Genomic DNA, 13,603 nt, shown 5'->3' with positions numbered 1-13,603 from the left:
CCCGCCAGTCATTGCTGACTCACCCACAGGATGACCGTCGCCACCCCGATCATGATCAGGCTCAGGGCAGCCCAGGCATCCGCCCGACTGTCCGCAATGCTGGCTGCTTGCGTCTTGACCTGCTGGTTCATCGCGAATCTCCGCTGCTGTGCCTATCTGCAGTCAAGCCCAGCCCCCGGGCAAACTCAAGGCGACCCGGTATGGTTCGCGCATCTGCTTTTTTGCGGATGCTTCGACCCTGCGCAAAGCGCCAAGAGTTTGTTATATAGTTCACATAACTGAATTTTTTGGCGTCGCAACATGCGCTTCTCTCCCATGTTCAGAGTCGATCTGCGCCGCCTGATCCTGCTGCTGAGCATCACCGCCGCCCTGCTCACCCTGATCAACAGCTTCTACGTCAGCTATCAGGTGCAGCGCGACTTGCTGATCCAGCAGACCTTGGAAGCCAACCGCGTGTATGCGGCCAAACTGGCGGAAAGCACCGAGGGCCTGCTCGCCTCCGCGCGCCAGCAACTGGCCTATAGCGCAGCGCGGCTGCCCGCCCTCCTCGAGCAGCCGCAACAGCTGGCCGCGGAAACGGAACGCCTCAAGCAGCAAACCGACACCTTCAACTCCGCCTACATCGTGCGTGACGACCTCACGCTGCTGGCCATTTCCCCGGCGATGCTGCTTCCTGCCGGGAGCCTGCTCAACTCCGCGGGGGCCAGGGAGTCCCTGGAAAAGCGCCAGCCACTGGTTAGCGCACCGTTCATTTCCACCGCAGGCAAGCTGGTCGTGATGATCTCGCAGCCGATCATCGCCGCCGACGGGCGTTACCTCGGCTATGTCGGCGGCAGCATCTATCTGCGCGAAAAGAGCATCCTCAACAGCCTGCTCGGCGAGCACTTCTACCGCGACGGCTCCTATATCTATGTCGTCGACCGGCGCGGACAACTGCTCTATCACCGGGATGCCGAGCGGGTGGGCGAGCCCATCCACAACAACCCTGCCGTCGCAGCCGTCATCGCCGGCCAGGCGGGCAGCCAGCGGATCGTCAACTCGCGCGACACCGACATGCTCGCCGGCTATGCCCCCGTCGCCAGCACCGGCTGGGGCATCATCGCCCAGCGCCCGACGGCCAACACCCTGGCGGAGCTGGATGGCCTGATGCTGGACATCCTGCGCAATGCGCTGCCGTTCTCGTTGCTCTCCCTGCTGGGTATCTGGTGGCTGGCCCGCCTGATCGCCCTGCCGCTATGGCAACTGGCCAGCAGCGCGCGGCAGATGGACTCGCAGGACGCCTGCGGAGAAATCCGCCGGGTGGGCGCCTGGTACTTCGAGGCGGCCGAACTCAAGCGCGCGCTGATCGCCGGCCTGGCACAGTTCGACCAGAAGATCGGCAAGCTCAACCTCGACACCCTCACCGACCCCCTCACCGGCCTCTACAACCGCCGCGGCCTGCAGCTGACCCTGGAGCAGTGGCAAGCCCGCGCCCAACCCTTTGCAGCCGTTGCCCTCGATATAGACCACTTCAAGCAAGTCAACGACAACCATGGTCACGCGGTCGGCGACCTGCAGCTCCAGCATCTGGCCCGCCTGATGCGCGAAGGCTCGCGCGGCGGTGACGTGCTCTGCCGCGTCGGCGGCGAGGAGTTCCTCATCCTGCTTCCGGATGTCGACCTCGCGGTCGCAACCCAGGTGGCCGAGCGCCTGCGCCTGCGCATGGAAAACTGCACGGCACTGCCCTGCGGACGTGTCACCCTGTCGATCGGCGTTGCCCACTGGCCGGACAGCGCCACCGCCATCGAACGCGTGCTGGAAATGGCCGATCAGGCGCTGTATGCCGCCAAGCGCAGCGGCCGCAACCGCGTCGTGGTCGCCCAGACCGAGCGCCAGCCAAGCGAAGCGTCGCTCAGCTGAACCACCGCCGCCGCCGGGCAGGGGTGCAGCGCTGCATTGAATTATCTATTTTAGTTATGTACATATAGTTATTCTTCACTTTCTTGCATATATGTGAGCTGCTATCGTTCCCGACACTCCACCGGAGTGCGCAGCCGTGCGCGCCGCAGATGCACCATGCGGACCGGCCACCAGCCGCCGGGGTTCGCTGACAGCCTGAGAGCAGAGAATTACATGTACGTATACGACGAGTACGATCAACGGATCATCGAGGAGCGCGTCGCGCAGTTCCGCGACCAGACCCGCCGCTTCCTCGCCGGCGAACTGGCCGAAGAGGAATTCCGCCCACTGCGCCTGCAGAACGGCCTCTACGTCCAGCGCCACGCGCCCATGCTGCGCGTCTGCGTGCCCTACGGCCTGCTGTCCGCGCCGCAGCTGCGCATGCTGGCCAAGCTGGCCCGCGACTACGACAAGAACTACGCGCACATCAGCACCCGCCAGAACGTCCAGTACAACTGGCCGAAGCTGGAGGACGTGCCGGACATGCTCGCCGAGCTGGCCAGCGTGCAGATGCACGCCATCCAGACCAGCGGCAACTGCATCCGCAACGTCACCACCGACCAGTTCGCCGGCGTCGCCGCCGACGAGGTGATCGACCCGCGTCCGTGGTGCGAGATCATCCGCCAGTGGGCCACCTTCCACCCGGAATTCGCCCACCTGCCGCGCAAGTTCAAGATCGCGGTGAACGGCTCGGCCGCCGACCGCGCCGCCATCGAAGTGCACGACATCGGCCTGGAGCCGGTGCGCAACGCTGCCGGCGAACTGGGCTTTCGCGTGCTGGTCGGCGGCGGCCTCGGCCGGACCCCGATCGTCGGCAGCTTCATCAACGAATTCCTGCCTTGGCAGCACCTGATCACCTACCTGGAAGCCATCCTGCGCGTGTACAACCGTTACGGTCGCCGTGACAACAAGTACAAGGCGCGGATCAAGATCCTGGTCAAGGCACTGACCCCGGAAGTGTTCGCCGAGCGCGTGGCCGCCGAGTGGGCCCACCTCAAGGACGGCCCGAGCACCCTGACCGACGCCGAGCTGCAGCGTGTCGCCCAGCACTTCGTCGATCCGGCCTACCAGGCCCTGCAGGACCAGAGCGCCGCCCTCGCCGCGCTGGACGCCGAGCATCCGGGCTTCGCCCGCTGGCGCTCGCGCAACGTGGTCGCCCACAAGAAGGCGGGCTACGCAGCGGTGACCCTGTCGCTCAAGCCGACCGGCATCGCCCCCGGCGACGTCACCGATAAGCAGTTCGACGCCATCGCCGACCTGGCCGAGCGCTACAGCTTCGGCGAGGCGCGCACCAGCCACGAGCAGAACATCATCCTCGCCGACGTCGAGCAGTCCAAGCTGTTCGCCCTGTGGAACGAGCTGCGCGAGCTGGGCCTGGCCACGCCGAACATCGGCCTGCTGACCGACATCATCTGCTGCCCGGGCGGCGACTTCTGCTCGCTGGCCAACGCCAAGTCGATCCCGATCGCCGAAGCCATCCAGCGCCGCTTCGACGACCTCGACTACGTGTTCGACCTTGGCGAGATCGACCTGAACATTTCCGGCTGCATGAACGCCTGTGGTCACCACCACATCGGCAACATCGGCATCCTCGGCGTCGACAAGAAGGGCGCGGAGTTCTACCAGGTGTCGCTGGGCGGCGAAGCCGGCCGCAACGCCAGCCTCGGCCAGATCCTCGGCCCGTCCTTCGCCCAGGATGACATGGCCGACGTGATCGCCAAGGTCATCGAGGTTTATGTGGAGAAGCGCAATGAAGAAGAGCGTTTCATCGATACCTTCCGCCGTATCGGCATCGATTCCTTCAAGGAGCGCGTCTATGCAAAGAATCATTAAGAACGGCGAGGTCATCGACGAGCGCTGGCACCTGCTGCCGGTCGACGCCAGCCTCGACGGCATTTCCAACAGCGACGACCTGATCGTGCCGCTGGCTCTGTGGCTACAATCCAGCCACGCCCTCAAGGTGCGCGACGGCGGTCTGGGCGTGTGGCTGCAGAGCCACGAGCAGATCGAGGACATCGTCGACGACCTCAAGCACTTCCAGGTCATCGCCCTCGACTTCCCCGCGTTCACCGACGGCCGTCACTTCTCCAGCGCCCGCCTGCTGCGCGAGCGCTACGGCTACCAGGGCGAGATCCGCGCCATCGGCGACGTGCTGCGCGACCAGCTGTTCTTCATGCAGCGCTGCGGTTTCGACGCCTTCGCGGTGCGTCCGGACCGCGACCCGTACGACGCGCTCAAGGGCCTGTCGGACTTCTCGGTGACCTACCAGACCGGGGTCGACCAGCCGCTGCCGCTGTTCCGCCGCCGCTGAGGTCGGATCGCTGTCAGCCAAAAGCCCCGCAAATGCGGGGCTTTTGGCTGTGTGCAGCTGGTGAATGGGCGGTAGGGTGCGCCATGCGCACCAAGCAGTCGGCAAATGGTGCGTCAGTCGATGCGCACCAGCATGCGCCCCACCATCCGCCCGGCGAGAATCTGGCTGATCGCCTCGGGCAGCTCCTCCAGGGTGATCTCCCGCGCCAGCTGCTCCAGGGTCTCGAGCTTCCACGGCCCGGCCAGCTTCTCCCACATGGCCGCCTTGACCGCACGCGGCAGCTCCACCGAGTCGACGCCGAGCAGGTTGACGCCACGCAGGATGAACGGCAGCACCGAGGCCGTGGCCATGTCCGCCCCGGCAGTCAGACCGCAGCAGGCTACGCTGGCGCCGTACTGCAGCGACTTGACCACGTTGAACAGCAGATCGCCGCCCACCGAATCCACCGCCCCGGCCCACTGCATCTTCAGCAGCGGCTTCTCGGTACCTTCGCGCAGTACCGCGCGGTCGATGATCTGCTGCGCCCCCAGGCGATGGAGGAACTCGACCTGCTGCAGCTTGCCGGTGGAGGCCGCCACCGTATAGCCAAGGTGGGTCAACAGCAGTACCGCGACGCTGCCCACCCCGCCGCAGGCGCCGGTGACCAGCACCGAGCCGGCGGTGGCATCGAGCCCCACGTGCATCAGCTTTTCCACACACAGGCCGGCGGTGAGTCCGGCGGTGCCGAGCAGCATGGCCTCGCGTGGCGTCATGCCGGCCGGGCAGCGCACCACCCAGGCGGCCGGCACGCGGATGTACTGGGCAAAGCCACCTGGGCTATTCACTCCCAGATCGTAGCCGGTGACGATCACCTGATCGCCCGGCTGGAACTCGCCGGTCGCACACTCCACCACCTCGCCGGCAGCGTCGATGCCGGGGGTATGCGGATACGCACGGGTCACCCCGCGGTTGCCGGTGGCGGACAGCGCGTCCTTGTAGTTGAGCGAGGAGTAGCGCACACGAATGAGCACCTCGCCCGCTGGCAGCTCGGCAAGCTCACGCTCGACGACCGCCTGGTCGAATAGCCCTGGTCTGCTTTCGGTGACTAGCAGGGCCTTGAAACGGCTCATGCTGTGCTCCTCTCGTTGATGATCGTCATTGCCAGAAGCGCGGCTGGGACAGGCGGCTCCACCAGCGCAGCAGGACGCCGTCGAGCACCTGGGCAGTGGCCAGGCCGACGCGTTCCTGCAGACTCTTCTTCTCGTGGTAGCGCAGCTGGAACAGCTCGGCGTGCTGGGCACGCTCGGACAGGTACTCGTCGCTGGTCTTCAGCTCGTCGACCAGCTGCTTGCCCAGTGCGGCCTGGCCGAGCCAGACCTCGCCGGTGGCCACCTCGTCGATGGCCAGCTGCGGGCGATAGCGGGCGACGAAGTTCTTGAACAGCTCGTGGGTGATGTCCAGGTCTTCCTGGAACTTCTCCCGGCCCTTGTCGGTATTCTCGCCGAACACGGTCAGGGTGCGCTTGTACTCGCCGGCGGTGAGCACCTCGAAGTCGATGGCGTGCTTCTTCAGCAGGCGGTGGAAGTTGGGCAACTGCGCCACCACGCCGATGGAGCCGAGGATGGCGAAGGGTGCGGCGAGGATCTTCTCGCCGATGCAGGCCATCATGTAGCCGCCGCTGGCCGCCACCTTGTCCACGCACACGGTCAGCGGCACGCCGGCCTGGCGGATGCGCGCCAGCTGCGAGGAGGCCAGGCCGTAGCTGTGGACCATGCCGCCGCCGCTTTCCAGGCGCACCACCACCTCGTCCTGCGGGGTGGCCAGGCTGAGCAGCGCGGTGACCTCGTGGCGCAGATGCTCGCCGGCCGACGCCTTGATGTCGCCGTCGAAGTCCACCACGTAGACCCGCGGCTTGGCGCTGCCAGCCTTCTTCTCGGCCTTTTCGGCCTTGGTTTCTTCCTTGCGCAGCGCCTTCAGCTGCTCCTTGTCCAGCACGCTGTCCTGCAGGCGCTCGCGCAGTTGCTTGTAGAAATCGTTGAGCTTGTGCACGTCGAGCTGCCCGCCGGTGCGACGCTCGCGGGTGCGCAGCGCGGCAATGCAGGCCAGAACGACGAGGATGGCAGCCAGGATGGTCACTGTCCTGGCCAGAAAACCGGCGTAATCGGTAAAAAACTCCACGGTGACTCCTTGTTTGCAAGGTCGCTGCATCGCAATCCGCGACCGCTCAAGCATACCGGCGCGGACCGATGGCGACCACCCGCCAGCACGGCCGCCCTGCTCACCATGACGGGGTCGAATGTGCGCATGCTCCGCCGTTGACAGCATTTGGGCTACCCCATACCCTCGCCTGCAGCCAGTCGCCTGCCAGCGGCACGACTATCGCCGAGAGAAGGACCAGATAATGAGCACCGTCGCCAAAGTCATCGAAACCATGCAGGCCCGCTTCAATCCCGGCGCCGCTACCGGACTGGACCTTGTGTTCCAGTTCAAGATCGAGGACGCGGAAAACTACTACCTGAGCATCAAGAACGGTGCCTGCACCCTCACCCCTGGCGATGCCCCGTCGCCCAGCGTCAGCCTGATCATGGACAGCGCCACCCTCAAGGGTGTCCTGAAAGGTGAGATCAGCGGTATGGAAGCCTTCATGAGCGGTCGGCTGCGTACCGAAGGCGACATGATGCTGGCCCTGAAGCTGGGCGAACTCTTCCCCTCCTGATTCACGCCAGCCCCAGCAAAGCCGGAGCCCCTGCTCCGGCTTTTTCATTTCCGCCGCACAGTTTCCCCCGCCACCGACTCCGAGCAACGCCAGCATGGTCCATGCTGGGGAGCGGATGATGGCCAACATCTCATATAAGATTTTATTCTATGCATAGAACAAAAAATCGCAGTAGGCTGTGCCCACACCATACCCCCATGGGTATCTGAACTGCCGCGGAGGACCGTCCCATGAACGCCCATGTCGAAGCCTTCTTCGATCCCGCCACCTTCACCTACAGCTACGTGGTGAGCGACCCGGAGAGCCGCCAGTGCGCGCTGATCGACCCGGTGCTGGACTACGATCCCGCCGCCGGGCGTACCTCGCACCACAACGCCGACAAGTTGATTGCCTACGTGCGCGAGCACGGCCTGACCGTGCAGTGGATCCTGGAAACCCACGTGCATGCCGACCACATGAGCGCCGGCCACTACCTCAAGGAGCAGCTCGGCGGCCAGCTGGGCATCGGCGACCAGATCCCGGTGATCCAGCAGACCTTCGGCAAGCTGTTCCACGTCGAACCCGGCTTCGCCACCGATGGCCGCCAGTTCGACCACCAGTTCCACGACGGCGAGACCTTCCGGGTTGGCGGCGTCGAGTCCCGCGCCATCCACACCCCCGGCCACACGCCGGCGTGCATGACCTATCTGATCGGCGATGCCGCCTTCGTCGGCGACACCCTGTTCATGCCCGACTACGGCACCGCCCGCTGTGACTTCCCCGGCGGTGACGCCCGCACCCTGTACCACTCGATCCACGCCAAGCTGTTCAGCCTGCCGGACGACACCCGGGTGTTCATGTGCCACGACTACAAGGCGCCGGGCCGCGAGGAATACCTCTACGAAACGACCATCGGCGCCGAGCGCGAACACAACGTGCACATCCACCAGGGCATCGACGAAGAAGCCTTCGTGGCCATGCGTACCGCCCGCGACGCCACCCTCGGCATGCCGACGCTGATCCTGCCCTCGGTGCAGATCAACATGCGCGCCGGCGAGCTGCCGCCGGCCGAGGACAACGGCACCCGCTACCTGAAGATCCCGCTCGACCTGCTCTGATTCGACCCAGGCAACCCTGAGGAGAACAACAAGATGCAACCGATCAAGCGTCTCACCCCGTTCATTGCCGTGGCTGGCCAGCTGGAACCCGCGGACATGGGCACCCTGGCTGCCAGCGGCTTTCGCTGCGTGATCAACAACCGCCCGGAAAACGAAGGCGAAGGCCAGCCGAGCAGCGCCGAGATGCGCACCGCTGCCGAAGCCTCCGGCCTCGAGTACCACGACCTGCCGGTGATTTCCGGCCAGATCACCGACCAGGACGTCACGACCTTTCGCGAGTTGCTCGACCAGGTCAAGGGCCCGGTGCTGGCCTTCTGCCGCACCGGCACCCGCTCCACCACCCTGTGGGCGCTGGCCGAGGCCCATCACCTCGATCCCGAGGCGCTGCTGGCGACGGCCAAGGAGGCCGGCTACGACCTTGCCGCCCTGCAGCCGCGCCTCGAGCAACGCTGGCAGACCCTGCCCAACCAGCCCCAGCCGGCGGCCGCCTACGCGCATACCCCGCGCTACGACGTGCTGGTGATCGGTGGCGGCGCCGCCGGCTGCGCGGTCACCGCCAGCCTGCTCAAGCGCGACCCGGGCCTGCGCATCGCCATCGTCGAGCCGCGCGAGCAGCACTACTACCAGCCGGGCTGGACCCTGGTCGGCGCCGGGGTGTTCGACCGCGCGCGCACCGAGCGCGCCATGGCCCGCTGCATCCCGAGCAAGGCGCAGTGGATCCGCGCCGCCGCCAGCGCCTTCGAGCCGGAGCAGCAGCAGGTGGTGCTGGAAGACGGCAGCCGCCTGGGCTATCGCACCCTGATCGTCTGCCCCGGGCTGACCCTCAACTGGGATGCCATCGAGGGCGCTCGGGAAACCCTCGGCAAGCACGGCGTGACCAGCAACTACGTGTTCGAGCTGGCGCCCTACACCTGGAATCAGGTGCAGGGCCTGCGCGGCGGGCGGGCGCTGTTCACCCAGCCGCCGATGCCGATCAAGTGCGCCGGCGCGCCGCAGAAGGCCATGTACCTGTCCTGCGACCACTGGCTGAAACAGGGCGTGCTGTCCAACATCCAGGTGGACTTCTGCTCGGCCGGCGCGGTGCTGTTCGGCGTCGCCGACTTCGTGCCGCCGCTGATGAAGTACGTCGAGCGCTACGGCGCCCACCTCAACTTCAACGAGACGCTGATCAAGGTCGACGGCGAGGCGCACAAGGCCTGGTTCAAGGTCACCGGCGCCGACGGCGCGACCAGCACGGTGGAACGCGAGTTCGACTTCCTGCACATGGTGCCGCCGCAACGCGCCCCGGACTTCATCCGCCACAGCCCGCTGGCCAATGCCGACGGCTGGGTCGAGGCCGACCACGAAACCCTGCGTCACCCACGTTACGGCAACATCTTCAGCCTCGGCGACGTGTGCGCCGCGCCCAACGCCAAGACCGCCGCGGCGGTGCGCAAGCAGGCGCCGGTGGTGGCCGAGAACGTGCTCAGCGTGCTCGCCGGCCGCGGTCCGCGGGCGATCTACGACGGCTACGGCTCCTGCCCGCTGACCGTCGAGCGCGGCAAGGTGATCCTCGCCGAGTTCGGCTATGGCGGCAAACTGCTGCCCACCTTCCCCCTCGATCCGCGGGTGCCGCGCCGCCTGGCCTGGGAGCTGAAGACCAAGTGGATGCCGGGCATCTACTTCGACCTGATGCTCAAGGGCCACGAATGGATGGCCGAACCCAAGCACCTGGACTTCGAACCGCGCCCGGCGGAATCGCCGGCCGCCTGTGACTTCACCCAGGAGAAGAAGTGATGAGAGAGCGGCTCGCCCGCTACCTGCCGTGTCTGGAATGGGCGCGGCACTACGACCGCGAGGCCGCCGGCAAGGACGGCCTGGCGGCGGTGATCGTGACCCTGATGCTGATCCCGCAGAGCCTGGCCTACGCCATGCTCGCCGGCCTGCCGCCGGTCACCGGCCTGTACGCCAGCATCCTGCCGCTGCTGGCCTACACCCTGTTCGGCACCAGTCGCGCCCTAGCGGTCGGCCCGGTGGCGGTGGTCTCGCTGATGACCGCCGCCGCGCTCGGCCCGCTGTTCCCCACCGGCAGCGCCGCCTACGCTGGCGCCGCCCTGCTGCTGGCGCTGCTCTCCGGCCTGCTGCTGCTGCTGATGGCGGTGCTGCGCCTGGGCTTTCTTGCCAGCTTCCTCAGCCACCCGGTGATCTCCGGCTTCATCAGCGCCTCGGGCATCCTCATCGCCCTCGGCCAGCTCAAGCACATCCTCGGCATCCAGGTCACCGGCGAGCACGCCTTCGAGCTGCTCCACGGCCTGCTCACCGGCCTGCCCGCCACCCACCTGCCAACCCTGGCCATCGGGGGCTCCAGCCTGGTGTTCCTGTTCCTGGTGCGCAACAAGCTGAGTGGTTGGCTGCAGGCCATCGGCTTCACCCCGCGCCTGGCCGGCAACCTGGCCAAGGCCGGCCCGGTGGTCGCCCTGCTGCTGTCCATCCTGGCCGTCAGTCTGCTTGGCCTGGCCGACGCCGGCGTGCGCGTGGTCGGCAGCGTGCCCACCGGCCTGCCGGCACTCAGTCTGCCGCCCCTGGACCTGGTGCTGGCCGGCAAGCTGCTGCCCGCCGCCCTGCTGATCAGCCTGGTCGGCTTCGTCGAGTCGGTGTCGGTGGCACAGACCCTGGCCGCCAAGCGCCGCCAGCGCATCGATCCCAACCAGGAGCTGGTCGCCCTGTCGGGCGCCAACATCGCCGCGGCCCTCAGCGGCGGTTTCCCGGTCACCGGCGGCTTCGCCCGCTCGGTGGTCAACTACGATGCCGGCGCACAGACGCCGCTGGCCGGGGCGCTGACCGCCGCGGGCATCGCCATCACCGTGCTGTTCTTCGCCCCACTGTTCCACAACCTGCCGCAGGCGGTGCTCGCCGCCACCATCATCGTCGCCGTGCTCAGCCTGGTCGACCTCGGCGCCTTGAAGCGCACCTGGCGTTACTCCCGGCAGGATGCCGCGGCCATGGCCGCCACCATGCTCGGCGTGCTGCTGGTCGGCGTCGAGGCCGGCATCCTGCTCGGCGTCGGCCTGTCGCTGCTGCTGTTCCTCTGGCGCACCAGCCAGCCGCACATCGCGGTGGTCGGCCAGCTGCCGGGCAGCGAGCACTTTCGCAACGTCGCGCGCTTCGCCGTGGTGGAAAGCCCGCGGGTGCTGTCGGTGCGCGTCGACGAGAGCCTGTACTTCCCCAACGCCCGCTACCTGGAAGACCGCATCGCCGAACTGGTCGGCCAGCACCCGCAGGTCGAGCATCTGGTGCTGATGTGTTCCGGCGTCAACCTGATCGACGCCAGCGCCCTGGAAAGCCTCGAGGCGATCAGCGAGCGCCTGCACGCGGCCGGCATCCAGCTGCATCTTTCCGAGGTGAAGGGGCCGGTGATGGATCGGCTCAAGCACTCCGACTTACTCAAGCACTTCGGCGGCCGGGTGTTCATCAGCCAGTTCGAGGCCCTGGCCGAGCTCGACCCGCAGACTACCCAGCGCGCCATCGGCGAGCGCCACCACGAGTACAGCACCTCTACCCTCAGTCAATCCGCACGCAAGGAAATCGACAGTGAAAAGCGCCCATGATCTGGTGGCCGAAGCCAAGGCCCGCATCCACGAAATCGACCTCGATGCCGCCGACGCCGCGATCCGCGCCGCCGACGTGCTGCTCGACGTACGCGAAGCCGACGAGTTCCACGCCGGCCATATTCCCGGCGCCGTGAACATCCCGCGCGGCCTGCTCGAGTTCAAGCTCAGCGCCAGCCCGGAGCTGTCGTTGCGCGACCTCAACATTGTGCTGTACTGCAAGACAAGCGGTCGCGCCGCCCTCGCCGCCTGTGCGCTGCAGGAGATGGGTTACCTGCAGGTGCAGTCGATTGCCGGCGGCTTCGACGCCTGGCAAGCCGCCGGCAAAACGGTGTTCACACCGAGCCTGCCGGTCTTCGAGTAACCCGTCGCGCACGCCACGGCCTGCAGACCCGCGAAGAGGCAGCACAGCATGCACAGGAACGTTGGCAGCATCGACAGGATCGGCCGCATCCTGATTGGCCTCGGCCTGCTCGCCTGGGCCATCTCCGGCGGCCCGCTCTGGGCCTGGATCGGCATCCTGCCGCTGGCCACCGGCCTGCTCGGCTGGTGCCCGGCCTACAGCCTGCTCGGCATCCGCACCTGCCCGCTGAAGCACAAGTAGGTTCGCCTGCCCCGCCTCGCAGCCAAGCCCCGAGTGACGCGGTCATGCGGCGGCGTCCCGAGGGGGGCGGCACGGTTGCGTCCCGCCAGGATGGTCTATGGTTGCATTGGCAAACCGGCGACAGATCCCAGGGAGTTTTCAGCAAATGAACGAGCAACTGGTGGAACTGATTACCTTGATCAGCTCGGGCAGCATGGGTGACGAAGATATCCGGCGCATTGCCGACGAGGCCAGCCGTGCCTATGCCGATCCGCAGGCCTTCCTCGCGGCCCATCCGGAGGTCGACTACGACGACAGCCTGCCCATCCCGCTGGGCGAGTGGGTGCTGGTCGGCAGCCTGCCCGACACCGTGCTGTTCCAGGCCAAGCAGGCCGACGAGCTGTTCCAGCAGGTGGTCGACTCATTTGGTCCGCAGAGTCCCCTCACCCTCAAGGCCGCCGACCTAGCCAGGGACGACCTGCTGACCGCCCTGCAGCGCATCCAGGTGCAACTGAGCAGCCTGTATCCACAGACGGAGGGTTACGAGCTGGTCGACTTCAGCGAGCCGCTGGACCAGGAGCTGCAGGTGGTGCTGATCTATACCCGCGATCTGCCCCGGCTGCTGGAGCTGTCGACGACGCTCGGCATCTACGCGGCACCGGCCTACGAGTGTCGACTGGAGGCCCTCGGTGACGGCGAGGATGGCTGAGCCGGCGGCCCGCCAGAATGTCCGCGTGCAGGCCAGCTTGCCGACACCGTAGCGCCTGACACCCCCTAGGCCAGAAGCAGCCCAACGGGAGATTCGCGCCAGCGTGCGCAAGACCACCCGCCCCCGTCGAGCGCAGGCGGGCGGGAAGCACGCGGCAATCAATACCCGTAGTCAGTCGCCATGGTCCGCTCGCGGAACTCGCCGTAGTGCACCGCATCGCTGAACAGCAGGCCACCGCTCCCCTCGGTGGGCAGTTCATCGGCCGGGCAGAAGCCATCGTTGCAGGCCGAATCCACCACCCAGCATCCCCGAATGAAGGTCACCTCAAAGCCGTCCAGCTGCAACGCGGTTTCGACGCGCGCCAGGGCATCGCGCAGATCGTTGGCACCGACATAGACATTCACCTCGGCACCCATGAACTCCCTGGCCGGCGACGGCCCGACCTCGGCACCAACACAGAACAGATGGTTCTTCATTTGGACTCTCCTGCAGGTTCTCTTGGATGACTTCGCCTGTCACCAGCCTGTGGTGGCGACGCCGCGGCTGGGAAGAACACCTGAGAAAGCATGGCACAGGCCCTGACAACCGGCGCCACTTCCGCACGCTGCTGCGCCCGCCCGGCCTGCGAGCCGTCCGCGTCCACAGGCACGACCTTTGGCCGATAACTTCGCTGGCCAGATATG

14 protein-coding genes are annotated in these 13,603 nt (G+C 66.6%); 10 read left to right on the top strand and 4 right to left on the bottom strand.

Annotated features, from left to right (window positions below; all coding sequences use genetic code 11):
• Positions 1 to 8: 8 nt before the first annotated feature.
• Entirely contained in the window at positions 9 to 131 is a 123-nt protein-coding gene (locus KRX52_RS20900) for a hypothetical protein (protein ID WP_302850314.1), read from the bottom strand.
• A gap of 184 nt (positions 132 to 315) precedes the next feature.
• Between KRX52_RS20900 and KRX52_RS02785 the strand changes: the two genes are divergently transcribed.
• The 3 genes from KRX52_RS02785 (at position 316) to KRX52_RS02775 (ending at position 4,249) form a co-directional block, all read left to right on the top strand.
• Complete coding sequence (locus tag KRX52_RS02785; protein WP_217679628.1) at positions 316 to 1,899, top strand: GGDEF domain-containing protein; 1,584 nt, start codon at positions 316 to 318, stop codon at positions 1,897 to 1,899.
• Positions 1,900 to 2,112: 213 nt separating this feature from the next.
• Positions 2,113 to 3,771 carry a nitrite/sulfite reductase gene (locus tag KRX52_RS02780; protein ID WP_217679627.1) on the top strand — a complete coding sequence of 553 codons (1,659 nt, stop codon included), beginning with the start codon at positions 2,113 to 2,115 and terminating at the stop codon, positions 3,769 to 3,771.
• Positions 3,755 to 4,249, top strand: coding sequence for a DUF934 domain-containing protein (locus tag KRX52_RS02775; protein ID WP_217679626.1), 495 nt, complete (start codon positions 3,755 to 3,757; stop codon positions 4,247 to 4,249). Before KRX52_RS02780 ends, KRX52_RS02775 begins: the two co-directional genes overlap by 17 nt.
• A gap of 113 nt (positions 4,250 to 4,362) precedes the next feature.
• On the opposite strand, the gene KRX52_RS02770 is transcribed toward KRX52_RS02775, so the two are convergent.
• Together KRX52_RS02770 and sohB are read right to left on the bottom strand one after the other, a co-directional pair.
• Positions 4,363 to 5,358, bottom strand: a complete 996-nt coding sequence (locus KRX52_RS02770; RefSeq protein WP_217679625.1) for a YhdH/YhfP family quinone oxidoreductase — start codon at positions 5,356 to 5,358, stop codon at positions 4,363 to 4,365.
• A 25-nt stretch (positions 5,359 to 5,383) separates the two neighbouring features.
• Positions 5,384 to 6,406, bottom strand: a complete 1,023-nt coding sequence (gene sohB / locus KRX52_RS02765; protein WP_217679624.1) for a protease SohB — start codon at positions 6,404 to 6,406, stop codon at positions 5,384 to 5,386.
• Positions 6,407 to 6,629: 223 nt separating this feature from the next.
• Between sohB and KRX52_RS02760 the strand changes: the two genes are divergently transcribed.
• From KRX52_RS02760 to KRX52_RS02730, 7 genes are all read left to right on the top strand, one after another.
• Positions 6,630 to 6,944 (top strand): SCP2 sterol-binding domain-containing protein, encoded by a 315-nt coding sequence (locus KRX52_RS02760; protein ID WP_217679623.1) that lies wholly within the window; start codon positions 6,630 to 6,632, stop codon positions 6,942 to 6,944.
• Between the two features lie 230 nt (positions 6,945 to 7,174).
• Positions 7,175 to 8,041, top strand: a complete 867-nt coding sequence (locus KRX52_RS02755) for an MBL fold metallo-hydrolase (protein ID WP_217679622.1) — start codon at positions 7,175 to 7,177, stop codon at positions 8,039 to 8,041.
• Positions 8,042 to 8,074: 33 nt separating this feature from the next.
• Complete coding sequence (locus tag KRX52_RS02750) at positions 8,075 to 9,817, top strand: bifunctional protein tyrosine phosphatase family protein/NAD(P)/FAD-dependent oxidoreductase (protein WP_217679621.1); 1,743 nt, start codon at positions 8,075 to 8,077, stop codon at positions 9,815 to 9,817.
• Positions 9,817 to 11,628: a SulP family inorganic anion transporter gene (locus KRX52_RS02745; RefSeq protein ID WP_217679620.1), complete on the top strand. Its 1,812-nt coding sequence runs from the start codon at positions 9,817 to 9,819 to the stop codon at positions 11,626 to 11,628. Before KRX52_RS02750 ends, KRX52_RS02745 begins: the two co-directional genes overlap by 1 nt.
• A complete protein-coding gene (locus KRX52_RS02740; protein ID WP_217679619.1) occupies positions 11,612 to 11,992 on the top strand; it encodes a rhodanese-like domain-containing protein in 381 nt (126 codons plus the stop codon). The genes KRX52_RS02745 and KRX52_RS02740 overlap by 17 nt, the downstream gene beginning before the upstream one ends.
• A 48-nt stretch (positions 11,993 to 12,040) precedes the next feature.
• Positions 12,041 to 12,232 carry a YgaP family membrane protein gene (locus KRX52_RS02735; protein WP_217679618.1) on the top strand — a complete coding sequence of 64 codons (192 nt, stop codon included), beginning with the start codon at positions 12,041 to 12,043 and terminating at the stop codon, positions 12,230 to 12,232.
• A 145-nt stretch (positions 12,233 to 12,377) separates the two neighbouring features.
• Positions 12,378 to 12,920, top strand: a complete 543-nt coding sequence (locus tag KRX52_RS02730; protein WP_217679617.1) for a hypothetical protein — start codon at positions 12,378 to 12,380, stop codon at positions 12,918 to 12,920.
• 158 nt (positions 12,921 to 13,078) lie between these two features.
• Here KRX52_RS02730 and KRX52_RS02725 read toward each other — a convergent pair whose 3' ends face one another.
• Positions 13,079 to 13,396: a hypothetical protein gene (locus tag KRX52_RS02725; protein ID WP_217679616.1), complete on the bottom strand. Its 318-nt coding sequence runs from the start codon at positions 13,394 to 13,396 to the stop codon at positions 13,079 to 13,081.
• Positions 13,397 to 13,603 lie beyond the last annotated feature (207 nt).

The organism is Geopseudomonas aromaticivorans, assembly GCF_019097855.1.
Taxonomy (GTDB): Bacteria; Pseudomonadota; Gammaproteobacteria; order Pseudomonadales; family Pseudomonadaceae; genus Geopseudomonas; species Geopseudomonas aromaticivorans.
Note: the sequence above shows the minus strand (reverse complement) of the source record. Positions and strands in the feature narration are given on the sequence as shown.

Coding starts and splice junctions, on each gene's coding strand:
- KRX52_RS02760 (WP_217679623.1), top strand. CDS start 6,630: ATGAGCACCGTCGCCAAAGTCATCGAAACCATGCAGGCCCGCTTCAAT.
- KRX52_RS02750 (WP_217679621.1), top strand. CDS start 8,075: ATGCAACCGATCAAGCGTCTCACCCCGTTCATTGCCGTGGCTGGCCAG.
- KRX52_RS02780 (WP_217679627.1), top strand. CDS start 2,113: ATGTACGTATACGACGAGTACGATCAACGGATCATCGAGGAGCGCGTC.
- KRX52_RS02755 (WP_217679622.1), top strand. CDS start 7,175: ATGAACGCCCATGTCGAAGCCTTCTTCGATCCCGCCACCTTCACCTAC.
- KRX52_RS20900 (WP_302850314.1), bottom strand. CDS start 131: ATGAACCAGCAGGTCAAGACGCAAGCAGCCAGCATTGCGGACAGTCGG.
- KRX52_RS02725 (WP_217679616.1), bottom strand. CDS start 13,396: ATGAAGAACCATCTGTTCTGTGTTGGTGCCGAGGTCGGGCCGTCGCCG.
- KRX52_RS02730 (WP_217679617.1), top strand. CDS start 12,378: ATGAACGAGCAACTGGTGGAACTGATTACCTTGATCAGCTCGGGCAGC.
- KRX52_RS02745 (WP_217679620.1), top strand. CDS start 9,817: ATGAGAGAGCGGCTCGCCCGCTACCTGCCGTGTCTGGAATGGGCGCGG.
- KRX52_RS02785 (WP_217679628.1), top strand. CDS start 316: ATGTTCAGAGTCGATCTGCGCCGCCTGATCCTGCTGCTGAGCATCACC.
- KRX52_RS02770 (WP_217679625.1), bottom strand. CDS start 5,358: ATGAGCCGTTTCAAGGCCCTGCTAGTCACCGAAAGCAGACCAGGGCTA.
- KRX52_RS02775 (WP_217679626.1), top strand. CDS start 3,755: ATGCAAAGAATCATTAAGAACGGCGAGGTCATCGACGAGCGCTGGCAC.
- KRX52_RS02735 (WP_217679618.1), top strand. CDS start 12,041: ATGCACAGGAACGTTGGCAGCATCGACAGGATCGGCCGCATCCTGATT.